Origin of the sequence: Enterococcus montenegrensis, assembly GCF_029983095.1 — a bacterium.
Lineage (GTDB): Bacteria > Bacillota > Bacilli > Lactobacillales > Enterococcaceae > Enterococcus_C > Enterococcus_C montenegrensis.
Genome location: NZ_CP120467.1, coordinates 1196620 through 1221098, shown reverse-complemented (window position 1 = coordinate 1221098; position 24479 = coordinate 1196620). Strand labels below are relative to the sequence as shown.

25 protein-coding genes are annotated in these 24479 nt (G+C 37.4%); 3 read left to right on the top strand and 22 right to left on the bottom strand.

Annotated features, from left to right (window positions below; genetic code table 11):
- Positions 1-2: 2 nt before the first annotated feature.
- The 14 genes from P3T75_RS05985 to P3T75_RS05920 all read right to left on the bottom strand — a co-directional run bounded on the left by P3T75_RS05985 (position 3) and on the right by P3T75_RS05920 (position 16110).
- Complete coding sequence (locus tag P3T75_RS05985) at positions 3-1121, bottom strand: Nif3-like dinuclear metal center hexameric protein (RefSeq protein WP_282462463.1); 1119 nt, start codon at positions 1119-1121, stop codon at positions 3-5.
- Positions 1115-1819 (bottom strand): tRNA (adenine(22)-N(1))-methyltransferase, encoded by a 705-nt coding sequence (locus P3T75_RS05980; protein WP_282462462.1) that lies wholly within the window; start codon positions 1817-1819, stop codon positions 1115-1117. The genes P3T75_RS05985 and P3T75_RS05980 overlap by 7 nt, the downstream gene beginning before the upstream one ends.
- Positions 1820-1916: 97 nt before the next feature.
- On the bottom strand, positions 1917-2840 hold the full coding sequence (dnaI, locus tag P3T75_RS05975) for a primosomal protein DnaI (RefSeq protein WP_282462461.1): 924 nt from the start codon (positions 2838-2840) through the stop codon (positions 1917-1919).
- A complete protein-coding gene (locus tag P3T75_RS05970; protein WP_282462460.1) occupies positions 2840-4210 on the bottom strand; it encodes a DnaD domain protein in 1371 nt (456 codons plus the stop codon). Before P3T75_RS05970 ends, dnaI begins: the two co-directional genes overlap by 1 nt.
- Positions 4211-4228: 18 nt before the next feature.
- Positions 4229-4705: a transcriptional regulator NrdR gene (gene nrdR / locus P3T75_RS05965; RefSeq protein ID WP_206903677.1), complete on the bottom strand. Its 477-nt coding sequence runs from the start codon at positions 4703-4705 to the stop codon at positions 4229-4231.
- A gap of 319 nt (positions 4706-5024) precedes the next feature.
- Complete coding sequence (gene coaE / locus P3T75_RS05960) at positions 5025-5627, bottom strand: dephospho-CoA kinase (protein ID WP_282462459.1); 603 nt, start codon at positions 5625-5627, stop codon at positions 5025-5027.
- A 5-nt stretch (positions 5628-5632) separates the two neighbouring features.
- Complete coding sequence (gene mutM / locus P3T75_RS05955) at positions 5633-6472, bottom strand: DNA-formamidopyrimidine glycosylase (RefSeq protein WP_282462458.1); 840 nt, start codon at positions 6470-6472, stop codon at positions 5633-5635.
- 12 nt (positions 6473-6484) lie between these two features.
- Complete coding sequence (polA, locus tag P3T75_RS05950) at positions 6485-9127, bottom strand: DNA polymerase I (RefSeq protein WP_282462457.1); 2643 nt, start codon at positions 9125-9127, stop codon at positions 6485-6487.
- Positions 9128-9407: 280 nt separating this feature from the next.
- Entirely contained in the window at positions 9408-10097 is a 690-nt protein-coding gene (locus P3T75_RS05945; protein ID WP_206903681.1) for a Bax inhibitor-1/YccA family protein, read from the bottom strand.
- On the bottom strand, positions 10090-10575 hold the full coding sequence (locus P3T75_RS05940; protein WP_396140019.1) for a MaoC family dehydratase: 486 nt from the start codon (positions 10573-10575) through the stop codon (positions 10090-10092). Before P3T75_RS05940 ends, P3T75_RS05945 begins: the two co-directional genes overlap by 8 nt.
- A 180-nt stretch (positions 10576-10755) precedes the next feature.
- Positions 10756-12090: a UDP-N-acetylmuramate--L-alanine ligase gene (murC, locus tag P3T75_RS05935; RefSeq protein WP_230710623.1), complete on the bottom strand. Its 1335-nt coding sequence runs from the start codon at positions 12088-12090 to the stop codon at positions 10756-10758.
- A gap of 231 nt (positions 12091-12321) precedes the next feature.
- Positions 12322-12783 carry a SprT family protein gene (locus P3T75_RS05930; RefSeq protein WP_282462456.1) on the bottom strand — a complete coding sequence of 154 codons (462 nt, stop codon included), beginning with the start codon at positions 12781-12783 and terminating at the stop codon, positions 12322-12324.
- Between the two features lies 1 nt (position 12784).
- Positions 12785-14953 (bottom strand): Tex family protein, encoded by a 2169-nt coding sequence (locus tag P3T75_RS05925; RefSeq protein ID WP_282462455.1) that lies wholly within the window; start codon positions 14951-14953, stop codon positions 12785-12787.
- Positions 14954-15375: 422 nt separating this feature from the next.
- The gene (locus P3T75_RS05920) at positions 15376-16110 is read right to left on the bottom strand and encodes a metallophosphoesterase (RefSeq protein ID WP_282462454.1); all 735 of its coding nucleotides are present in this window, start codon (positions 16108-16110) and stop codon (positions 15376-15378) included.
- 133 nt (positions 16111-16243) lie between these two features.
- Between P3T75_RS05920 and P3T75_RS05915 the strand changes: the two genes are divergently transcribed.
- The 3 genes from P3T75_RS05915 to P3T75_RS05905 are packed head-to-tail and all read left to right on the top strand — an operon-like array spanning position 16244 to position 19038.
- Positions 16244-17101: an efflux RND transporter periplasmic adaptor subunit gene (locus P3T75_RS05915; RefSeq protein WP_230710620.1), complete on the top strand. Its 858-nt coding sequence runs from the start codon at positions 16244-16246 to the stop codon at positions 17099-17101.
- Between the two features lie 8 nt (positions 17102-17109).
- Entirely contained in the window at positions 17110-17802 is a 693-nt protein-coding gene (locus P3T75_RS05910) for an ABC transporter ATP-binding protein (protein ID WP_282462453.1), read from the top strand.
- 12 nt (positions 17803-17814) lie between these two features.
- Positions 17815-19038 (top strand): ABC transporter permease, encoded by a 1224-nt coding sequence (locus tag P3T75_RS05905; protein ID WP_282462452.1) that lies wholly within the window; start codon positions 17815-17817, stop codon positions 19036-19038.
- Positions 19039-19453: 415 nt separating this feature from the next.
- On the opposite strand, the gene P3T75_RS05900 is transcribed toward P3T75_RS05905, so the two are convergent.
- The 8 genes from P3T75_RS05900 to P3T75_RS05865 all read right to left on the bottom strand — a co-directional run bounded on the left by P3T75_RS05900 (position 19454) and on the right by P3T75_RS05865 (position 24464).
- The gene (locus tag P3T75_RS05900) at positions 19454-19825 is read right to left on the bottom strand and encodes a VOC family protein (protein WP_206903690.1); all 372 of its coding nucleotides are present in this window, start codon (positions 19823-19825) and stop codon (positions 19454-19456) included.
- A gap of 9 nt (positions 19826-19834) precedes the next feature.
- Positions 19835-20215, bottom strand: coding sequence for a DUF1149 family protein (locus P3T75_RS05895; protein ID WP_206903691.1), 381 nt, complete (start codon positions 20213-20215; stop codon positions 19835-19837).
- Positions 20216-20315: 100 nt separating this feature from the next.
- Positions 20316-21338, bottom strand: a complete 1023-nt coding sequence (locus tag P3T75_RS05890; protein ID WP_282462451.1) for a SepM family pheromone-processing serine protease — start codon at positions 21336-21338, stop codon at positions 20316-20318.
- Complete coding sequence (gene coaD / locus P3T75_RS05885) at positions 21328-21822, bottom strand: pantetheine-phosphate adenylyltransferase (RefSeq protein WP_206903693.1); 495 nt, start codon at positions 21820-21822, stop codon at positions 21328-21330. Before coaD ends, P3T75_RS05890 begins: the two co-directional genes overlap by 11 nt.
- On the bottom strand, positions 21815-22378 hold the full coding sequence (gene rsmD / locus P3T75_RS05880) for a 16S rRNA (guanine(966)-N(2))-methyltransferase RsmD (RefSeq protein WP_206903694.1): 564 nt from the start codon (positions 22376-22378) through the stop codon (positions 21815-21817). The genes coaD and rsmD overlap by 8 nt, the downstream gene beginning before the upstream one ends.
- Before the next feature lie 206 nt (positions 22379-22584).
- On the bottom strand, positions 22585-22935 hold the full coding sequence (locus P3T75_RS05875; protein ID WP_230710612.1) for a YlbG family protein: 351 nt from the start codon (positions 22933-22935) through the stop codon (positions 22585-22587).
- Positions 22925-23362, bottom strand: coding sequence for a YlbF family regulator (locus P3T75_RS05870; RefSeq protein ID WP_230710610.1), 438 nt, complete (start codon positions 23360-23362; stop codon positions 22925-22927). Before P3T75_RS05870 ends, P3T75_RS05875 begins: the two co-directional genes overlap by 11 nt.
- A complete protein-coding gene (locus tag P3T75_RS05865) occupies positions 23355-24464 on the bottom strand; it encodes a CAP-associated domain-containing protein (RefSeq protein WP_282462450.1) in 1110 nt (369 codons plus the stop codon). The genes P3T75_RS05870 and P3T75_RS05865 overlap by 8 nt, the downstream gene beginning before the upstream one ends.
- Positions 24465-24479: the final 15 nt, after the last annotated feature.

Genomic DNA, 24479 nt, shown 5'->3' with positions numbered 1-24479 from the left:
TTTTAAAGGTATTGAAATGGATTCGTATTGGTTGTTGAAGGAATAAATTCTACTTCCCAATTTTCTTCTTTTTTCCATTGATTCATTTTTTCAATAAAGCGGGGAATGCAGACACGCTCTATGTTATGCCCTGGATCAATTACCGTCAATCCATTTGCTTGCATATCGTGAGCGGTATGGTAATACACGTCTCCTGTAATATAAACATCGGCGCCCTTTTTTATTGCGTCCGGATAAAAATTACCGCCAGAGCCACCACAGATGGCAATTTTTTGTATCATTTTTTTGGGCTGAAAAACAGGTTCAACTAACCGCAAACCATCTAATTCAAAAACTTCTTTCACTTTTTGGGTGAAGTCTTCAAGTGCCATGGGTTGTGCTAGCTTGCCAACGCGACCGATCCCGTATTTTATTGGCTCATTATCTAAGCTAATTAGATCAAAAGCCGGTTCTTCATAAGGGTGTGTTTCATACATTGCTTTTAAAACTTGTGCCTCAATTGTTTCTGGTAACAAAACTTCTATTTTTGCTTCTTGCACACTTTCTTTTTCACCAATATTACCAATGGCAGGTTTAGCACCCGCAGTTGGAATAAAGCGTCCCATACCTACTGATTGAAAACTGGTAAACTGATAATTGCCCTGTTCACCTGCACCAGCTTCACCTAAAGCTTGCCGCATTTTTGCAGCGGCTTCAATTGGAACGTAAACAATTAATTTTTTAAACTTTACTTGATGGGTTTCTGTCATAAAGTCAGCAACTTCTATTTGCAACATTTCACAAAACCAGTCATTTAGTCCATCGGGGATAATGTCCATATTCGTATGGGCTGCATAAACTGCAATATCGTGTTTCACTAGCTCCAGATACATTTTAGTCTGAGGATTTGTTGCAGTTAAACGCTCAATCGGTCGAAAAATCGGCGGATGTTTCGCGATGATTAAATCAATATCTTTTTCAATTGCTTCTTGTACGACTTCTGGTCGCACATCTAATGTCATCATCACTTTCTTAATTGGCTTATCAAGGGTTCCAATATGTAGACCTACTGGATCGCCTTTTTCTGCTAGCCATAAGGGACAATACGCTTCAAAACGTTTAATAAAGTCTTTTGCTAACATGTCAACGCCTCCTTGATCCATGCCAATTCTTGTTTAATTTCGTTAACTTTTTTTTCTGGTACTACTTTCGCTTTTTGCAGTTGCCCTAACACTTTTTCTAAAGCTTGTTGTTCTTGTTGCCATTTTTTTAAAAAGACACTATTTTTTTCAGCTAATAAATGCGGTCCAAAGAAAATTTCAATTGGGGATAGTTCTTTTTTAACAGCTGTCTTTTTGGCAACAATAACTTCATAAATCTTATCATTTTCAGCTAAAATACTTTCTGTTAAAATCTCATAGCCTTCTTTTTGTAGCCAACGCCGCACGTTTTGTTCCCCCACATTTGGTTGTAAAACAAGCCGTTCTTTTCCGCTTAATTGCCCATTTGTTTTCCCATCTTCTAAAATACTGGCAATTAAAGTCCCCCCCATACCCGCAATGGTAATGGTGTCAATTTCATCAGCAGCTTCAATAGCTGCTAAACCATCGGCTAAACGTACAACAATTTGATTGTTTAGACCACTTTTGGCGACTTGTTTTTGTGCCGAATGAAAAGGACCTTTTACTACCTCTCCACACACGGCATAAGAAATTTTCCCTGCTAGCATTAATGCAACTGGCAGATAAGCATGATCTGAGCCAATATCAGCTAAGCGTGCGCCTTTAGGGACTGCATTGCCCACGACTGTCAGGCGTTGTGACAGTTCTTGTTCGTTCATGTTGTGTTCTCCTTTAAAAAAATTTGCGCATCATTGATTTTTATTTCGAAAAAATTGACACAAAATTTCTGCAAAAGAAAATTCGTGTCAATTCATTTTATTCATTACGGCGATTAGGTCCTGACATGATAATCTCTTTTGCTAAATAACGAATACGTTCCATAATCCGTTTGGCTTTTAATGGTTCATCTGCGGTCTTGGTTAGGCGCAAATGATTCTCCAAACCATCCATTGTGAAATTAGAAGTGAAGAAAGTCGGCAATTGTTCTTGCATGCGATATTGCAAGATAACACCGAAAATTTCGTCTCTCGTCCAAGCTGTTAACGCATCTGCCCCGACATCGTCCAAAATTAAAATTTTAGGCTTTTTCACATTTTCTAGTTTTTCTGCGACCGTATTATCGGCTACAGAACTTTTCATCATCGAAGTAAAGGTTGGCATATGCACCATCATTGAAGTATAGCCGCGTTTTGCCAACTCATTTGCCATCGCACCTAATAAATATGTCTTGCCCACACCAAAATCGCCAGCTAAATACAGTCCTTTATGGAAAACCTGCGCATTTTCTGTATAGTTTTTAACAAACTTCATCGTTTCAAACAGAGCTTCCTCGCGGGCATCTGTTTTGTCGAAATTTTTCATATTCGCGTTACGAATATCTTTTGGGATATCAATCGTACTGACCCGATTTTTAATCTCCTCTTGTTTACGGCGCTCCAATAAGTCTTCAGTGGGGACATAGGCGACGTCAATATAATGAAAGTTCAAAACCAAGCGCGGCTCATAACCTGGGGCCATCATGGTGGGATCATTTAATGTGAATTTGCGTTTTTCTTGGACAAACTCATACAATTTTGGATAGCTTTTTTTCACATCTGCTTGTGTTAACTTATCTTTATTTTCAGCCAAAAACTTTTTAACAGTTGGATCAGCCAAAACTTCTTGCATCATTTCATCATACTTTTGCTGAAAATTCCGCCGTTCAAATAGTTCGTTGACACCTTTGCCGACATCTTCCATTATTTTTCACCTTCTTCATCATTGAAATATTCCCGCATCATCTTGTCAATTTCAGCTTTACGACTTGGATCACTCGTCGACTGTTTTTTTGACCAATCGGGGACGTCTTCTTTTTTGACAATATTTTGTACTCTCCCACCATTTTTTTGCCGTTGTTCTTTGGCAACTTGCTTTTCATTTACCGTCGTTTGCACATACTTAATGGCCGCTTCTGGTGTATTAATTTTATTTTGCGACCAATCATTAGCAATTTGATTGGTTAAAGCTTGCGGCAATTGGGCTTTATTTTGTGTTACTAACAAGTAATTCAATAAAATATTAATAACTGACGTTGGCAATGGTGACTTTTGTACCAAATCGGTTAAAAGCCACTCTTCATTTTTGGTCACATAGCCACCTTTAGCAGCTTTTAATTTCACCAAGTATTCCATCGGTGCTAAGGCCTCGCTGTCTAAAATCCGATACCAATCAGCTTCAGTAAAGCCTTGAGCCAATAGCGTATTTTTGCGGCGAAGTTGTGTGTCGCTGTTGTAATTTAAGACAACTGCTTTTTTTTCCGGTAAAAGATCTTGACTTTGTTTATAAACGACGTTTTTTAATTTTCGTACATCAATTGTGCCGTCGGTTAAAGATACAGCTTCAGCCATTAAATTTGTCAATTGCAGTTCATCGTAACCAAACATCTCATGATATAGCGTAAGACTATCTTTTAAGGTGTCGGTTATTTGGGTTGGATTAATAAATTTTTTGGTAGCTAAATCTCGTAATAAAGTCCAGTTCAACTGATTTTCAGCTAGCGGTAACTGCGCCACATCCTGCGGTGCCTCTTTTACGGCCGCTTCAATAACTGGTTGATTGGCTTGGTATTCATTTTGAGAAAAACTATATACCGAACCAAACTTTGTCGTTACATCTTGATAACCAGCCGTATTGACACTTTCCGGCTTAAAGCGTCGATTTAATTGTCGAAACTTATTTTGTCCTACTTTTACTACAAGTAAAAAAGACATTAATTCATCTGCCAAAAAGTCTTGAGGAGCTAACGGCTCCATTAAGACATATAAAAAACGAACTTCGGGTTGTTCCCTGTAGTAAGTTTTTAACAATCCGATACCTTCTAGGCGTTTTTTGGCTGCCTTCAGTGCTGATAATCCCATATCTAAGGCATTAAGCAACTCCAAATGGGTATAATTTTCTTGTGTATCTTCAAAATCTTGTAATAAGCAAAAATATAAAGCTAGCGCATCGGCCCCAATAATCGGCTGATACAAATTAACTAAAGACTTCTCTGCGTCACGAGTTAAAGGCAAACTTTTTTTCACTTCATAAATTGCTTTTGGTTGTAAGTTGGCTTCATAGGCATATTCCAAAAAATGCAGCCTCCAATTTTATTCTGTTGTGTCCTTGCCATTTGCTTTGGCGACAATATCTTGTAATTCTTTTAAGAAAACCGACATATCTTTGAACTGACGATAAACACTGGCAAAGCGAATATAGGCGATTTCATCCACATCCACTAAATCCTCCATCACATATTCACCAATTAAAGTCGTCGATACTTCATTTTCACCTAAAGAGCGGACACGATTTTCCACATGATCCACGATTTGCTCCATTTGCTCCATTGCAACAGGCCGTTTTTCTGCCGAACGGATTAACCCACGTAAAATTTTTTCACGGTTGAATTCTTCTCGTTCACCATTTTTCTTAATAACCAATAAAGGTGCTGCTTCTATTTTTTCAAAGGTCGTAAAACGAAAGCCGCAGTTTTCACATTCTCTTCTTCTTCGAATCGTACGCCCATCATCGGTTTGACGACTATCAACAACTCGGGAACTATTATGGTGACATTTTGGACAACGCATCTTCTCACCTCATTTAATTTCTAGGAATTTTGCTTATATTATAACAGAAAAAAATTGTGTTGTATTGTCTTGTACCTAAGAAAAGACTGTGTTTGTCTGCTTTTGAATGAATAATTTAAAAAACTATCACATTTCAGTGCCAAATTAGCGCCTGATAATTTATTAAAAAAAACGTTGGTGCATAAAATGTGTCATAAAAAAAGCTTTATAGGCTTATCTTTGTAACGTGATTTATTTTTTGTGGCAATCTTACTTTTGCTTGCAAAAAAGCTTCAGGATTATTTATCCCAAAGCTTTCAGACTTATTCATTATAAAAACTCATGATTCATTTTTGAAATGAACAGCTAACCAATTTAATACTTGCTGAACTGTTTTTGCTTTACTGCCGGTATTATCAAAAACGGTATCGGCTAATTTCTTTTTTTCGATTAGCGGCATTTGGCTTTTTATCTTAACTTCTGCTGTTTTTTCATCAATCAAATCACGGGCCATCAATCTTTTTTTTTGCTCTAAAAAGTCCACATAAACTACGGCAACTTCATCCATGTAATGATCATAATGACCTTCATACATCAAAGGGATATCTGCCACGACTAATGGACTTGTCTTTTTACCAGCTGCAATCTCAGCTTTAATTTGCTGCCGCAAATAAGGATTCATTAATTTATCAAGTTGTTGTCGTTTCTTGTCATCTTGAAAGATGAGCGCCCCTAATTTTTTGCGATTTAGTTTTCCGTCAGCTTGTATCATCTCTAAACCAAAAGTAGCTGCGATTTCTGCCAGTGCAGGTTGCCCAGGGGCAACAATATTTCTAGCTACGACATCCCCGTCGACCACGGGAAAGCCCTTTTCTTTAAAGACATTCACAACTGTACTTTTGCCACTGGCAATGCCACCAGTAATGCCTAAAACAAAACTCATCTTCATCACCTCAAGATTAGTTTTTGACAGTGGGGACATAGATGCGTTCCTCTTTGCGCCACTTTAATTTTTTCAATCGGAGTTTGGCACCGTGGACACGGCTGGCCCCCTTTACCATAAACGTTTAAAGACAATTGGAAGCTTCCCGCTTTTCCTAATGCGTTTAAATATGTGCGTACAGTCGTTCCACCAGCTGCCACTGCTCTGTTTAAAACATCAATAATACAAAGGCGCAGACGTTTAATCTGGGCATCATTTAAGCTATCACAAGGCTGCATGGGATGAATTTTTGCTAACCACAGCGCCTCATCAACATAAATATTGCCTAAGCCTGTCACCATTTTTTGATCCAATAAAGCCGGTTTAATCTCCCGTTTAGTTTTTTTCAAATCTGATTTAAACTGGGCTAGCTTAAACGTTTCCGGGGTTGGTTCAGGACCTAACTGGGCAATCCCTTTAAAATTTTGGGCCTCACCTTTTAAAACAAGTGCCATTCGACCAAATTTACGCACATCCCGATATTGCAATTGACTACCATCGGTAAAGTGAAAAATAACATGGGTATGTTTTGTCACGAGTGCTTTTGTGTCTGATGAAAAGAACTCGTATTTCCCCTCCATTCGCAAGTGGGAGATCAACTCATAATCGGAAAGTTCAAAAATTAAATATTTTCCTCTACGCCCAATCGTTTCAATTTTTTGTCCGACTAATTCGCTTTTAAAAATCTCAACTTCTGGCGCTGCGATAATTTTGGGCCAAAAAACAGTTACAGTTGCAATTTCTTTATTTAAAACAAGTTGTAACAACCCTTTTCTGACTGTTTCAACTTCTGGTAATTCTGGCATTTTTTCACCTTCTTATTTGGCATCATACCACGTCTTGCCCCAACTACTATCTGTGACAAGGGGTACGTGTAATGCCACGGCATTTTCCATGACATCTTTGACTAGTTTATCCAATTTTTCTAGTTCATTTTCTGGCACTTCAAAAACCAACTCATCATGGACTTGCAGTAACATAACAGCTGATAAACTTTCTTCTTGCAACCGTTTTGCCAGGTCAATCATGGCGATTTTCAAAATATCAGCGGCACTTCCTTGAATAGGAGTGTTAATTGCGGTGCGTTCTGCAAAAGAGCGCACATTAAAATTCCGAGCATTAATATCTGGAAGATAGCGGCGACGATGATACAGGGTTTCAACATACCCTTTATCTTTTGCATCCCGAACGATACTTTCCATATATTTTTTAACCCCAGGATACTTTTCAAAATAAGTATCAATGTATTGTTGTGCTGCTTTTCTGGAAATTCCTAGATTTTGTGATAAACCATAATCAGATATACCATAAACAATTCCAAAATTCACCGCTTTTGCTTGACGACGCATATTTGGCGTCACATCTTCAGCCTTTTCAATCCCAAAAACCCGCATTGCTGTGCTGGCGTGAATATCTTGACCTTCTAAGAAGGCTTCTTTTAAATGCTCATCATCTGAAATATGTGCCAATACCCGTAGTTCAATTTGCGAATAGTCAGAGGAATAAATCACCCAGTCTTTAGCTCGGGGAATAAAGGCTTGTCGAATTTTACGCCCTTCTTCTAAGCGAATAGGAATATTTTGTAAATTAGGATCAACCGAACTTAAGCGGCCCGTTTGAGTCAAGGTTTGAACATAACGCGTATGGATTTTTTGGTCCGGTTGAATGACTTTTAATAAGCCTTCAACATAGGTCGACTGAATTTTAGCAATCTGACGATACGTTAAAATATCCGCCACAATCGGCGCTTGGTCTTGTAATTGCTCTAAAACATCGACAGCTGTTGAATAGCCTGTTTTTGTCTTTTTGATCACCGGAAGCCCCATTTTTTCAAAAAGAATAACACCTAATTGTTTTGGCGAATTTAAGTTAAACTCTTCTTTGGCTTCTGCGTAAATTTTTTCTTCAATTTCATGAAGGCGTGTGGCAAACTCGCCTTTCATATCCAAAAGGCGTTTGCTATCGACTGTGATGCCAGCGATTTCCATTTCAGCTAAAATTTGTGATAAAGGCAACTCCATCTGATAAAATAAATCACTTTGATTTTTTTCTTTTAAATCTTCATCTAGTTTTTCACTTAAAAACAAAATTGCTTTTACTTTACGGGCCAAGTGGGCATAAAAATCTTCCATATTTTCAGGCAGCCCTTTTTTAGCACCCTTGCCATAAACAGCTTCATCTGTTTGAATGTCAGTAAAACCATAATGTTCGGCTACACCTGCGATATCGTTGTTACTATCGTTTGTATCTAACAAATACGCAGCCAGTAAAACATCAAACGTAATACCTTGTGGTCGTTTGGCATAACGGTTTAAAGCAATATAGGTACGTTTGGCATCATAGGTCTTTTTATTGTTTTTTTCCTCAAGCCAATTTAGAAAATCGTGATTTTCAAACACAGCTAAATTATCAGTCACATAAATTTTCTGCCCATTTCCCCAAGCAACCCCCACAATATCAGCCAAATGATAATTATCAGATAACATCTCGGGATATAGGGCCATGTCTGCTTGAAACATTTCAGCGGTAAATTCATCCACCACCTCAAACATAATTTCTGCCAAATCAGCTGGGTCTTCTACGATATTTAACTTACTTAAAAATTGTTTGAAGTCCATTTCTTTATAAAATGGCACCAATTTATCCAAATCTTTGCCTGCATATGTTAATTCTTCAATTTTAATCGTCACTGGCGCTGCGGTATCAATTGTAGCTAATTTTTTTGATAAAAAGGCTTGTTCTTGGTCATGAATCAGATTTTCTTTCATTTTACTTTTTTTTATTTTATCGATATTTTCATAAATTCCTTCAACTGAGCCATACTCTTTTAATAGCTTGATGGCGGTTTTCTCCCCCACTTTGGTTACACCGGGGATATTATCTGAGGTATCGCCAGCTAAACCTTTCATATCAATAATTTGCTTAGGGGTTAAACCATCATATTTTTCAGCAATATGCGCAGGTGTGTAGGCTTCAATTTCACTGACCCCTTTTACTGTAATATCAACCGTCACATCATCACTGGCTAATTGTGTTAAATCGCGATCACCAGATAACACCACGACTTCAAATTCATTTTTGTCCACTTGTGTCGCCAAAGTGCCGATAATATCATCAGCTTCATAATTTTCTAACTCGTAATACTTGACCCCTAAAGCTGTAATTAATTCACGAATATAAGGAAGTTGTTCACGAAATTCACCTGGAGTTTTTGCTCGTCCGGCTTTGTAGTCTTGATACATTTCAGTTCGAAATGTCGTTTTACCTGCATCAAAGGCCACCAAAACATGCGTTGGTTTTTCTTTGGCCATTACATTATCAAACATTGTATTAAAAGCGTAAATCGCATTAGTATGCAAGCCATTCTTATTTTTAAAACGCTCCAGCGAATTATGCAACGCAAAAAAAGCTCGGTAAGCCACGCTATTGCCATCCACTAATAAAAGTTTTTTCTTCGTCATGGAAATTCTCCTTATCTCGTTGGTTTTCTAGCAACATTTTATTGCAATCCCACAAAAGTTCCTCTTTATTCTAACAAAGTTCCAGTAAACTAGCGATGATTATTGACTAGTAATTTAAAAATCAAAGCACCTAAAAAGCGATAATTTTGAAATAGGAAAGTCTGATGAAATCTCTTTAATCTTTGAACACTAAAAGCAAACTTTCTCGTAAGACTTAAAATTTCTTTTAAAAAAAAGAACTTGCAGCAAAATGCCGCAAATTCTTTTTTCGTTTATAAAACTAGTCGCGACCAAAAATACGTAAGAAGGCTAGCAGCAAGTTAATAAAGTCTAAGTAAAGTTGTAAGGCTACAAAAACTGCAATACCAGTATTTTCTGTTCCACGACTTTGTTTGTAATAAGCTTTAATCATTTGGTGATCATAAGCTGTCAAACCGGCAAAGACAAACACGGTCACAATTGAAAGCAAATACTCCATTGGACCACTGTGTAAAATAAAACCATTTAACAACATCGTCACAATAATCCCAATTAAAGCTATAAAACCAATTCTACCTACCATAGATAAATCTTTTTTCGTAAAGACACCAAAGAGTGCTGTCGCTGCAAAGGTTGCTGTCGCTGCACCAAAAGCAACGTAAATAGTATTAATATCGTAATGTAGTAGCGTTGCAGTCAACGTTAACCCATTTAATAAGGAATAGATCAGAAATCCGGCAATGGTCATAGCAGGATTTTTCTTGGCTTTAGCTGCTAAAACAAAGACTAAAATCAATTGGACAATCCATAGCCCTAAAAATCCTAACGGAAAGCCATTAACAAAACGGATGGTTTGTGGTAGAAATGTTGTCGCGCAAAAATAAGAAACAACACCACTAATCCCTAGTCCAACCGCAAAAAAGGCATAAACTTTAGCATAAAAACGATTTAATGTATCTTTTTCCACAACGGGTGTTTGATAGTTATTCATGAATATCCCCTACGCTTTCTGTTTCAATTATTGGAGGTTGCACCATCACGACAGCGTCTAAAACACGGTCTTCTTCTGCATTGGTTGCTTCCACAGAAATCGTCACCACATCTTTCATTTTATCCACTTTAATCACTTCAAAAGCAAAAGTTAGTGTTTCATAATGATAGACTGGTTCGATAAAATTCACCGAAAAATTCACCACATGCGATCCTGGTCCAGGCAAGTGCTTTGAAATGGCACTGGTAATAATCCCCATTAACATGACAGACGGAACAATTGGACGTTGATATGCGGTTTGTTGGGCATAATCATGTTGAATATATAAAGGATTGGCATCATTAGTCAGTCCTAGATATAACAACAGCTGATTATCTTCAATCGACTCTGTTAAGGATAACGAATCGCCTTCCTCAATTTCTTCGATGGTCTTACCTATTTTTTTTACACGATTGATCTGCAAACTTGATTCCTCCATGTTTTAATATCGTTTGAATAGATTTTATCATTATTGTATCAGAACCCTTTAAAAGTGCAAGTTTTGAAATTTTCTAGCAGGAAAGCTTAGTAAAATTTTTGTGTTTTTAAAAGTAAAAATTACAAAAAAACTGGTACAACTAAGTACCAGTTTTAACATTTTTAATGGGTAATTTTTTTATTATGAACGGTTACGAGTAGTATTGCTTAGTAATTTTTCGTAAGCAGCTTCAAATTTTTGAACATCGCCAGCGCCCATGAAAATCATAACTGCATTTTCAAAATCAAGTAATGGTGACACATTGTCTTCTTTGATGACTTGCCCACCTTTTTTAATTTTAGCGCCTAAATCTTCAATTTTCACATCACCTTTAGCTTCTCTTGCTGAACCAAAAATATCACACAAGAATACTTTATCGGCTAAATCGAGTGCTTCAGCAAAATCATCCATCAAAGCAATCGTCCGGGTAAAAGTATGAGGTTGGAAGACTGCAATAATTTCTTTATCTGGATATTTTTGTCTCGCAGCATCAATTGTCGCTTTAATTTCAGCTGGATGATGAGCATAATCATCGACGATTGTCATATCTGCAACTTTTTTCTCGCTAAAACGACGCTTAACTCCTGCAAAAGTCCGCATTTCTTCTGCGACTTCTGCCATGTCGATGCCTTCTAAATAAGCAATTCCAATCACACCTAATGCGTTTAAAATGTTATGTTTACCAAAAGCAGGTAGGGTGAAATGACCAATTTCTTTGTCTTTAACAAAAACATCAAATTCAGAACCTTTAGTTGTCCGTTTGATATTTTTTGCTTGAATATCATCATTATCATTTAAACCATAATAATAAATTGGTGCCTCTGATTCCAATTTACGCAAATAAACATCATCACCATAGGCAAAGATACCTTTTTTTACTTGATGAGCCATCGATTGAAAAGCAGTAAAGACATCTTCAATGCTCTTATAATAATCAGGATGATCAAAATCGATATTGGTCATAATCGCATAATCCGGTGCATAGGCTAAAAAGTGACGACGATACTCACAAGCTTCAAAAGCAAAGAAGTCCGCATCTGGTACACCATGTCCAGTACCGTCACCAATCAAATAACTCGTTGGTGAAACACCGCTAAAAACATGCGCCAATAAACCAGTCGTACTTGTTTTACCATGAGAACCAGTAACCGCAATGCTCGTGTAGTCATTAATAAAGCGTCCAATAAAATCGTGATAACGAATTACTTCGCAACCTAATTCTTTCGCGCGAACAATTTCTTCATGAGTATCCGGAAACGCGTTACCTGCAATAACAATCATGTCTGCTTTAATATTATCGGCACTAAAAGGTAAAATCGTAATTCCAGCTTTTTCTAAATCCCGTTGTGTAAAGAAATATTTGTCCACATCGGATCCTTGTACGCGGTAGCCTTTTTCATGTAACACCAATGCTAGTGAACTCATGCCAGAACCTTTAATTCCGACAAAATGATAAAGCTTATCTTTGTCATTCATCTTAATTTAGCCTCTTTTCTTCCATATCAATCATGTAAAAACTCTTTTTTGTTTTTATTTTCCTTTTTAATCCAATTCGTCTTTTTCTCAAATTAAAACACAGCTTTAATCTACCAAAAAACGAGCTAATAATTTGCACGAGGTTCATTATCTAACAAAAACGTTAAAAATTCAATGAGTTTTATCCGAAAAGCTCCTATTAGTTACTTTTAGTAAGTATTTCACCAAGATTTAGCTAACAATTTTTAAAAATTGCAGTTTTTCACCACATTTGCCACAGACATAACGCGTGGGATTAATTTTTCTTTGGCGGGTAATAATTTGACCACAACCAAGACAACGGTACATAACTTGGCGTTTAACCTTGTTTTTTACTTGTGGTAGTCTGGGGGCATAACGACTCCCCCCGACTTTAGCTAATAGGACTTTAAAATCACGGTCTTGATGGCGGTAACCTTTTTTTAATAGGTGCAAGTGATAATGGCACAATTCATGCTTAATGATCCCAGCTTGTTCTGCTTGAGAAATCCCCGCAAACAAGGTGGGATTAAAATCTAAGTGATGATCTGTTAAATGATAACGCCCACCAGTAGTTTTCAGCCGCTTATTAAAAATCGCCCGATGCTTGAAAGGACGCTTAAAAAATTGCAGCGAAATTTCTTCTACTAATTGTTGCAGTTGTACTTCTGTCATTTTACTCTCCAGTAGGGTCTAACATGGTTAAACTAATGCGCCCTTTTTGTTCATCAACTTGTTCCACCCAAACCGTGACAACATCTCCAACAGCCACCACATCTTTTGGCTGTTTTACAAAGCGGCGACTTAGTTTTGAAATATGAACTAAACCATCTTGTTTTACCCCAATATCAACAAAAGCACCAAAATCAATTACATTGCGGACAGTTCCTTTTAATTCCATCCCGGGTTTTAAATCACTCATGGTTAAAACATCTTTTCTTAAAAGCGGAGCTGGCATTTCATCCCGCATGTCTCGACCAGGTTGTAAAAGCGCCTTTAAAATATCCTCCACAGTTGCCGTTCCAGAATCTAAATCAGCAGCAACTTGTTCTGGGTTTAGGCTTTCTAAACGAACTTTAGCTTCTTTTGTCCCAAGTTGGTCTAACTTAAGGTCAGCCCGTGTCAAGATTTCTTTGGCCACGCCATAACTTTCTGGGTGAATACCAGTATTGTCGAAAATATCGCTACCACCTGGAATTCGTAAAAAGCCGATTGCTTGTTCGTAAGCTTTTGGCCCTAAACGCGGCACTTTTTTCAATTGATTGCGTTTAGTGAAGGCCCCATTTTCTTCCCGATAATTAAATATGTTTTGTGCTGTCGTTTTGTTCAGCCCAGCAATATGTTGTAAAAGTTGTGGACTGGCAGTATTAACATCTACCCCTACTTGGTTTGTCACAGTTTCAACGACAAAATCCAACTGTTCAGCCAAGCGCTTTTGGGAAACATCGTGTTGATATTGTCCAACGCCCACCGCTTTAGGATCAATTTTTACTAATTCAGCTAAAGGATCTTGTAAGCGCCGACCAATACTAATCGCACTTCTTTCTTCTACTTGTAAATTAGGAAACTCACCTCTGGCAATGTCACTGGCTGAATACACAGAAGCTCCTGCTTCATTGACAATTACATAATAAACTTCTTCATTTAAGCTGCGAATTTGCTCAGCAACAAATTGCTCAGACTCACGACTAGCCGTTCCATTTCCAATGGCAATCATTTGTACACCGTATTTTTTGATTAAATGTTGGAATGCTGGACCAGCCGCTTCTCTTTTACTTTGCGGCGCTGGTTTGTGGGGATAGATAACAGTTATCGCCAAGACTTTTCCTGTGGCATCTAAAACAGCTAATTTACACCCAGTCCGATAAGCAGGATCAAAGCCTAACACCACTTTTCCCTTTAATGGTGGCTGTAATAATAAATTGCGTAAATTTTCACCAAAAACCGCGATAGCTTGTTCATCGGCATTTTCTGTTAATTCATTGCGAATCTCCCGCTCAATTGCCGGTGCAATAAAGCGTTTGTAGGCATCTTCATAGGCCGCAGTAACGTAACTCACCGCTTCACCTTGACCTTTTATAATTTGGCGCTTTAAATAATTTAAAATTTCATCTTCTGGTGCTAAAATACTAACTTTCAAAATATCTTCTTTTTCGCCCCGATTTGTGGCTAAAATCCGGTGAGAAACCATCTTTTTAACGGGCTCTTCAAAGGCATAATACATTTCATATACGCCTTTTTCATCTTTTTCTGTTTTCTTTCCTGCGCTGGTATAAATTCCTTTATCAAATGTTTTCTGTCTAATCCAAGTTCTAAACTTAGCTGAATCAGAAAAAAATTCGGCTAATATTTCATGGGCACCAGCTAAAGCTGTTGTGACATCGGGAACTTCTGTGGTTATAAATTCTGTCGCTTTGGTCGCCACAGCTTCATCGGCAAAACGTAACAACCATTTTGCTAACGGTTCTAACCCTTGTTCTTTTGCAATCGTCGCTTTGGTACGACGTTTTTGTTTATAAGGGCGATACAAGTCCTCTACTTGTTGCATTTTGCTGGCAGCTTTTATACTGGCAGCAAGTTCTGGCGTTAGTTTTTCTTGTTCTTCAATTAAACGTAGCACTTCGCTTTTGCGTTTTTCCAGATTTTCTAAATATTGGTAACGTTCTTCGATTTCACGAATTTGAACCTCATCTAAATTACCAGTGGCTTCTTTTCTGTAACGGGCAATAAATGGAACAGTATTCCCGTCTAATAACAAGTCCAAAACTTGTTGCATTTGTTTTTTGGAATAATTTGTAAGCTCTGCTTGCAATAACATTAATAAATCTTGATTTGCGGCTGTCATGTCATCTCACCTTTCTTTTGACCCCATTTATTTTAACATAGAAAATACTATTCAATTCGAAAAAAAGTTGAAGCAGAAGTGGTGTGCTTTGAACTGCAGACAGGTCTCTTTTACATCAGCTATCGCCTATCTCACAGCAATAAGCCAGAAATTATCCAAATGACTCAACAATACACTGCTTGTAATGTTGCTGTTTAGGTCTACTTTTGGTGTTCCCAAAATTTTTGCTTATCCTAAAAAATGCTACTTCTTGTCCACCGTTTAGCCGCAAAAAAAGGCTGGAATCCTATAGATCCCAGCCTTTTTTATTAATAAAACAACCTTAAAAAATCTTTTTAAAGTTTCATAAAAAATCAACTTATTTTTACTACCCTTTTTTACTATAAAAGAAAACAAGTATCGCGTCTTTTTTATTCAAACACTTAAAAATCAGGTTGCCAAGGTCCTGATAAATTCTGATATTCAATATCTTGGACAATACCCGATTTACCAAAAACGACCCCATGAATGGAACCCCCAAAGACACCGCCGCCGTCAATTCCAATTTTATTATCTGAAAGCCACAAGTCCGTTGTCATCATGTCCCCGTGAAGCATTGGTGTGATGGTATGCCCAAAGACGATCTTTTTGCCAGTCTTATTTTTTCCATTATGAAAAGGTTCGCGAATCCAAATAAAATCAGCAGGAGCAGTATCATGCCAATCTTCTTTAGTTAAGTCCACCCCGGCGTGAACAAAAATATAATCTTCCCATTCATAATACAAAGGTCGTTGTGTTAAAAAATCGACTAAATCACGATAACGACTACGAATCATCATAGCAATTTCAGTTGGCGAATACTCCTCACAAGCCCCTTTATGCAAAAGACTTTCAATTGTCTCTTTTCCTCCATTGTGTAAATAAGAAGCAAACCATTCTTCTGGCTTGGTTAAAAATTGTAAAAAGTATTCTTCATGGTTACCTCGCAAATAAATAGCCCCAAATGTTTCTACCAAATTTTTTCCTAGTAAAAGACACTCTTTGCTGCGTTTACCGCGGTCATTTAAATCACCCATTAACACAAGTTGATGTTGTTTGGAATCAAAATATGCTAAAAGTTTTTTAAACAACTCATATTCTCCGTGGATATCACCAATGGCATAAACATATTTTTTCATCACACTCACCTCATAGCTAGTATACCAAAAATCTTCACAAAACTTTCAAATGCTATATTTGGACACCAAGTATAAAAAGCTTTAGAATGAACACGACACCATGTCACAATCTACGTGGAAAAGAGTGAAGATAATGCAGAAAAAAACAATTGGGATATTATTAGCAGGCGTCGTTGTCGTGGGTGCTATCGGTTTTGCTTTGTTTAATAATAGTACTAAAAAAGATGACACCATCACCATTCGCAGTGCAACTGCCAAAAAAATGACTGTCACAGAAACTTTAAGCACAACTGGAACTTTGATTCCAAATAATACAGAAAATTTAGTTGGCACTGGTAATGTCACAGATTTAAATGTAAAAGTTGGCGACGTAGTAAAAAAAGATCAAGTATTAGCCAACTACGATAGCGGCCTAAGCTTAACGGCAGGAATAGACGGGACGATAACGGAAGTCAATATAAAAAAAGGACAAGCCGATACAGCTGCCCAACAAGGTAAGGCTTCTATTATTGTTGCTGACCTGAATAATTTAAAAGTTCAACTCGCTTTATCAAATTCCGAGGCTCGTCAAGTTAACGTGGATCAAAAAGCAGTTATTTCTTCTGGTGGTCATAATTATGCTGGCAAAGTCACCGAAAAAGATCCTACCGCTACTTCCACGCAAGCAACAACGAGCGCCGCATTAGGTGCTGTTGTAACTTTTGATGATAAACCAGAAAAATTATATGCTGGCTTTTCAGCTGATGTAGACATTACCATTGCAACTGAGCAAAATGCGCTAGCAATTCCAATTGAAGCTTTAACGTATAACGACAAAAATGAGCCCATCGTCTATGAAATAAAAGATGACAAAGCAAAAATTACAAAAGTAGAAACGGGCATTCAATCTGACCAATTTATCGTGATTAAAAAGGGAATAACTGACGGTAATCAAGTCATCTTATCCCCTACTTCTAGCCTTAAAGACGGCAGTGCCGTTACTAAAGAGTAGGTGATGAAATGATTGATTTAAAAAACGTGGTAAAAATTTATCGTACTGCCGGCGAAGAGCTGGTAGCTTTAAAAAATGTCAATCTTCATATTGCTGAAGGTGAGTTCACTTCAATTATGGGCCCAAGCGGCTCTGGTAAGTCGACTATGATGAACATTCTTGGCTTGTTAGATCGTTTTGATGATGGCACCTATCTTTTAAATGGACAAAACGTCACCCATCTGACTGATGTAGAAAGTGCCAAAGTACGCAATAAAGAAATCGGGTTTGTCTTTCAGTCTTTCAATTTAATGCCCCGGATGACACTATTAGAAAATGTTGCCCTGCCATTGGTGTATGCCGGCGTTGCTAAATCCGAGCGAAAAACTAGAGCCTTCAAGGCACTAGAACAAGTAGGTTTAGCTGATCGCGTTCACCATCGTCCCAATGCCATTTCTGGTGGGCAAAAACAACGGGTTGCTATCGCACGGGCAATTGTCAATGATCCTGTGGTTTTAATGGCCGATGAACCAACTGGAAATTTAGATTCCAAAACAACATTAGAAATTATGAAAATTTTCCAAGACCTAAACGATAAAGGGACAACTGTGGTTATGGTTACCCACGAACCAGATGTTGCCCAATACACCAAAAGAATCGTTTCCTTTAAAGATGGCCAAATTATTGCCGATAATTCTGTAAAAAAACGAAAAACACTATAAGGAGGGTCAAAAATGGGAATCAGCGAAAGCTTTAAAATGGCCTTAGATAGTATCTTAGCCAATAAAATGCGGTCATTTTTGACCATGTTGGGAATTATTATTGGCATTAGTGCCGTTATTGCAATTTTAGCGGTAGGAAATGGCGCAACAAAAGAAATAAACGGAACTTTTAGTGATTTGGGGGCCTCGACTATCTCCGTTTCAACCAGCCAAGAGGCAAGCGACAGTCAAAAAATTACGAGTCAAGATGTAGTAGCTTTAAAACGCAGTATTCCAAATATCGCCCACATCTCTCCTGTTACCACTATCCAAGCAAATTTCACTGCAAACGACAAAAGTAAATTTGGGATGGCAATTGCAGGTATGCCCGATTTGCAGTACACCAATCAAATGATGGATAAGACACTGCTTTACGGTCGCTACTTTAATCAAACGGAATACGAAGAAAATGCCAAAGTAACCATTATCAGTGCTGATACTGCTCGCTACTTCTTTAATGGGCGCGATAATGTTGTTGGTGAAAAAATTACGGTTAAAAATCAAAACGGCCAAGTCACATTGCGTGTTCTTGGTGTTACCAAAGGTACCATGGAAAATATGATGGGAGCTTTTGATAGTGAAAAAATGCCTGGCTATTTGGCAATGCCACTAACAACTGCTGTGACACTACAAACAGATGCAACAAAAATGAGCGAATTAACTGTAATTGCCAATTCAAAAGATGACATCGATACAGTTTCAAAACAAATTGTTAATATTTTATCCGTACGCCACGATGCCGTTGGCGATAAAGTTTATACTGCAACCAACTTTTTGCAAGCGTTAGATGAAGTAAACAATGTCTTAGGTTTATTTATTAACTTTATTGCTGCAGTTGCTGCAATTGCATTACTAGTTGGTGGCATTGGGGTTATGAATATTATGTTAGTTTCCGTGACCGAAAGAACCCGCGAAATTGGTACCAGAAAAGCATTAGGTGCGACAAACAACAATATTTTGTTCCAATTTCTTACAGAATCAGTTATTTTGTGCTTAATCGGTGGCCTGATTGGGTTACTATTAGGGGCATCACTGGCATTGATTGTGGCCAATGCTTTAAATATTACCGCACATTTTTCATTAGGCTCAATTGCTTTTGTGCTACTATTTTCCAGTGCAATCGGAATCTTCTTTGGTGTATATCCCGCCCGCAAAGCAGCACGGCTAGATCCAATCGAGGCCTTGCGTTATGAATAAGTTGTCAAAATTTTTCCACCAGTTTAAAAAAGATTTGAAAGAAGCCCTAGATACCGGTGCCATCGCCCGGGATAAAGGCTAATAAAAGAGGCGGAAAAAAAGCGTTTAACCACAAGCAATAAGATGGGATTACCTAAAATTGTTTCTCAAATTTTTGGTGAATTTCAACTTATTGTCGCAGAGGTTGCTTTTTTTCCGCCGTTTACGAAAAGAGAAAAAAAGTGCTTAGCCACAAGCAATAAGATAAGATTACCTAAAATTGTTTTCCAAATTTTTGGTGAATTTCAACTTATTGTCGCAGAGGTTGCTTTTTTTCCGCCGTTTACGAAAAGTGAAAAAAAGCGCTTACCGCAAGTAATAAGACAGCATGAAAAAGGATGTGACAAAACTTTACTGTTTTGTCACATCCTTTTTCTTAGATACTTGAAACGGCAAAATAATTACCATCAGGGTCTGCAAAATTAAAGACTTCTCGATCCCCCAATGAAATCATTTCTCCTAGTGGAACGTCAAGTTCACCGATTTTTTTATAAAGACGGTAAATATCTTGGCTAAAAAACATCAGGGATGGTGAATTGGTGGCAACTTCAGGTGAATTGCTTTCAATAAACTCACGATCATATAAGACAAAATGTGCTTTTGCATCTTTTGCGGCTGCAATTTCAACGACCCGGGTACCATCTACTGCTTGTTCTTCAAGGATGACAAAATCCAAGGCTTGCCAAAATGCCACCGCTTTTTGGACATCATCAACGTATAACATAATTTGAATATCTTCTGTAAACATCATTTTCTCCTATGCTTCTGTTTGAAAATTAAGGGTTAATCCAGGTTCGTCAGTTGCAATTTCAGTTACTTCATAGGTCATCCGCTTTACGATATCAAACAACGGGGCCACAATTTCATTAACCTCTTCTTCGGTCACATCTGCTTGACTTGCAATCTTACGGTCAACGACATGGTTAATTTGACTGACACGACCAGAAATCACATATTCTTCAAAAACCAAACGAAAATCTAAAATACACCGAATAATTGAATTTTCTTTTGGATAATTGGGATCTTCTGTATTTAATGGGGTAAATCCTACTTGCAACTGCGTTTCATAAGCTTGTTCGGGATTGGGTTGATCATAGTGATAAGCAGCTACCACTGGTTTTTGACGTTTAATTTCCACTCTTGTTCCTCCTTTAATACATTTCTTGTTATTTAGTATAGCATATGCTTTTTTGATTTTTACAACTTACTATTACTTGGGGTCATCTGCGCCTAAAAACTTATTTTGTGACATGTTTTTTTAAATAATCCACTGCCTCTTGTGCTGTTTTTACGGATACCACTTTCATTTTTGTTTTAATTTTTGCAGCCGCTTTTTTAGCCTCTTGATAATTCGTATCACCTTTTTCTAAATCAGCTGGTGCAAAAAAGATTTCTGCTCCACTTTCAGAAGCACTAACGACCTTTTTATCAATACCACCAATTTGGCCAACATTACCTTGACTATCAATAGTTCCCGTACCTGCAATTTCATGACCATTTCGTAAGTCTTGATTCATTAATTGTTGGTATATTTCCAAGGTAAACATTAAGCCCGCTGAAGGACCCCCTATATTATCAACATCAAATTGAACTTTTTCTTGACTGTTCACCTGTGTGTGGTCAGTCAGTGTAATGCCGATTCCTGCTTTGTTATTACTTGGCAACTTAATCAATGCACCTTGCGCCGTTTTTTCTTTACCGTCTTGCAAATAGGTAATCGTCACCTGATCGCCAACTTTTTTACTCTGAACGTATTTCATAAAATCATCGCTACTTTTGAAAGGTTTTGAATCAACCTTTACAACGGTATCACCAATTTTAATTTTGCCATAAAAAGCAGAACTTTCCTCTATGCCTAAAACATAGACACCAAGATAATCCATTTTAAAAGGCTTTTTAGCTAAATAAAGTGCTGCTGTAATCGCATTATTTTGGGAACTTTCCATGTAAAAGTTTTGAATTCTATTATAATCATCATCACTGGCAGTGCCCATCAGCTCTTCTTTTGTCACTAAATCAGAAAAAGTTTGCGTTTTAGCAAATAATGCGGTAGCAACAGTTGCCTGCCTGATCCCAACTGACGTCAGGGAAAACGAGCCACTAAACTTATCTTTTTGGCCGTTAACTTTCACCAATGTATCTAACTTAATCGTTGAGCCTGGTGCTTCGATATAATACGGAATCGGTAATGCAACACAGGCCATTAAAACTAACGCCAACAATAAAAGTAAAAGGCGTTTTATTGGCACTTTACGCTTCATAATGATCACTCTTCTTCACTAATGCTTCAAATACTGGTTTTGGCAAATATTCTTTGACATCACCGCCAAAAGCAATGACTTCTTTTAAAATGCTGGAACTGATATGGGTATACTCAGGGCGAGCCAATAAGAATACCGTTTCAATCTTTTTATCCAAATGATGATTCATCGTCATAATTTCTTTTTCATACTCATAATCTTTTACGCTTCTAATTCCTCGTAATAAAAAATTTGCACCTAATTTTTTCGCACTGGTTACAGTTAGTTCACTATCTTGTTCCATCACACGCACATTAGGCAGATGGGCCACCGAAGCTTCAACCAGAGCTTTACGTTCTTTTGGGGTAAACAAACTCTTTTTATTTGTGTTCACAAAAACACCAACGATAATTTCATCAAAAAGGTCAGATCCTCGTTCAATTGTATCTAAATGCCCATTGGTAAAAGGATCAAAACTACCAGGAAATAATGCTATTTTACGCATGAGACGCCTCATTTCTATAAATTGTTACGCTAGTGATACCGTAATTTTGTTGTCTTATTTGGTTTAAATTAGCAATTTGAATTGGTAAAATAACTTCTTTTGCTGTTTCACAAACCACTACTGCCTGATTGGTCAATAGATTATTTTTGACCATCGCTTCAAGCTCCGCAATCAACTGCTGCTTGGCATAAGGCGGATCTAAAAGAATCAAATCAAATTGTTTTTCTTCTGCAATAAATTGGTCCAAAGCATGTTTGGCATCTTTTTTTAAGAGGGTAAATTTTTCTGGTTCTTTGGTAATTGCGACATTATCTTTAATGACTTGCATTGCTTTAAAATTACGCTCGACACAATAAGCATGCGCCATTCCACGGGATATCGCTTCAATCGCCAGACCGCCACTACCACTATATAAGTCCAGACAAGTGCCACCATCAAAAAAAGGTCCAATCATATTAAATATAGCGCCCTTCACTTTATCTGTTGTGGGACGTGTATTATCCCCTGGCAAACTTTTTAATTTTCGGCCACCATATTCTCCTGCCACGACTCTCATATTATTTCACCTCATCAATCATATCCACAATATTTTACCATAATTGACAAGTATTGACTCCTACAACTTACAACTGCCACACTATTTTTAAAACTGTTTAAACGTATGAATAAATCTGTAGCGTTAGCCTAATAAAACAGCAAAACTCGTGATAATCGAAAAATTAGCACAAAAAAAGTGCTACCTTTAAAAGGTAGCACAAAGTTTTAGACATTTTCAGCTAAACGAATGGTTGTATTCAATTCTTCTACGTCAAAACCATCATCATCGGCGACTTGGTAAGCAGCTTTAGTCCCAATTTTATCAGCAAAATTCATTTCAACATCTGGTCGATAAGATGGCTCAACGTTACGAACAAAATGCAAATGTTCGATTTTTGCCATGGTTTCTTCAAAACCTGCCTCGTCTAAATATAGCACAACATATTTTAGTTTGCGGGAAACGTAATGCACCAAGCCATAGCGTTTCAAATTTTTTAATTGACGCAAGCTATAGACCCAAACGATCAGACCACGTCTTTGTTTTGGTTTAAATTCAATTGTTGTATCAACTTGCATGACAATTTCCTCCACAATCAGACTTTCTAGTTTCAAAAAAGGGATTTCCGTATGCTACTTTAATCTCTTCAGAAAAACTGTTGGCAACTTGTTGGCAAACACCATCAAGTAATGCTTGCAATTGGGTTTCAGCTTGGCGAAAGTCCGCCACTGTTTCACACATATCTAGCTGCCTTTTTTTTTGATAGAGTGTTTTTGTTTGTTCTTTAATCCCTGGCGCATAGGAGCCAAAACGACTTAATTCTTCATAACTTGCTTTTGCTTTTTGAAAAGTTTTTCTAGCAGCAATAGCTTTTTCATCTTGTTGCATCTCACTACGGGTTTGCTCATATTGTTGAAAGATAAGACTTTGACAAATCTTATCACTTAAATTCTCACACAATTGTACTAAATGTAAGGTTGTTTCATCGTAAATCACGTTATTCACTATCCTCAGTTTCTTCAGTATCCTCTAACAAGATTACCATATTGTCTTCTGCAATGCCAACCCCAACTTTTTGTTGCCCTTCACTTAAAAAGCGCGTATGCAAATATGGATCGCTATAAAAGGACATAATTTGAAACATCGTATCCATCATGGGACGATAATAAAAACCTGCAACAGCCGGAATCTTCATTTTTTTTAACATTTGATCAAATTCATCACTAACAATTAAAAAAGGTTGTGGATTTGTAACATCTTTCATACGTTCAAATTGTTTAAAACGTTCTTCATTCAAATATTTGCGGGGCTCTTTTAAAAAGTCGGCATTAATATCGTCGGCGCGACCTTGTAATGTAAAGTTGGTTGTATAGATAGAGCGACTTTCTAATTGCCGCAAGACGTTTAACAATTCAAAAGCCGAGGTCTCCTTTAAGCGATTAACTTCATCCCAATCTGTTAGCTGCGTTTTGTGAACTTTGGGAAGTTGTCCATCAATGGACGTATATGGAGCTAACTCTAGTAGCATTTGTTTATCCAGATAGGTAATTCCCATCAGCTGTGATTTTTTTTGATTGAAAAAAAGAATAGCAAAGGTATCGTTGGTAAAAGCGACTAAGGGACGATAATTCATATCTTCTTCCATCAATTCAAACTGAATTTTCTCGCCATTATAGTCCAGTGAGAAATTAGGATATAACATCGTCACCTTGGTTAAATCATTCATGGTCATTCCTGATTTAAACGGTGTGGTATGCTTATCATCATTACCGGCAACTTTAACTGCCGCAACTTTACCATTACGGATATTGGCCGCGATGTAGCTGGTTTTATTTTCGGTCTTATACGTATTCACACGATAGCCAAAGCCACTGTCATAACTAACCAGTGGCTTACCTAAAATATTCGTTAATTCGCTTGAATTTTTACCAATTAAACTAGCATAACCCGAAACTTTAATCGGCTCATATTTCAAACTCGTTTGACTCACATCTTTGTTTGTCTGATTATCATAGGCGGGAGCTTGCCGTGGAAAGAAGACCGGTTGTAAATAGACTACAAGTATTGCTATAAACAATAGCAATAAAAAGATAAGTCTTCGTTTCACAGCAAGTCCTACTTT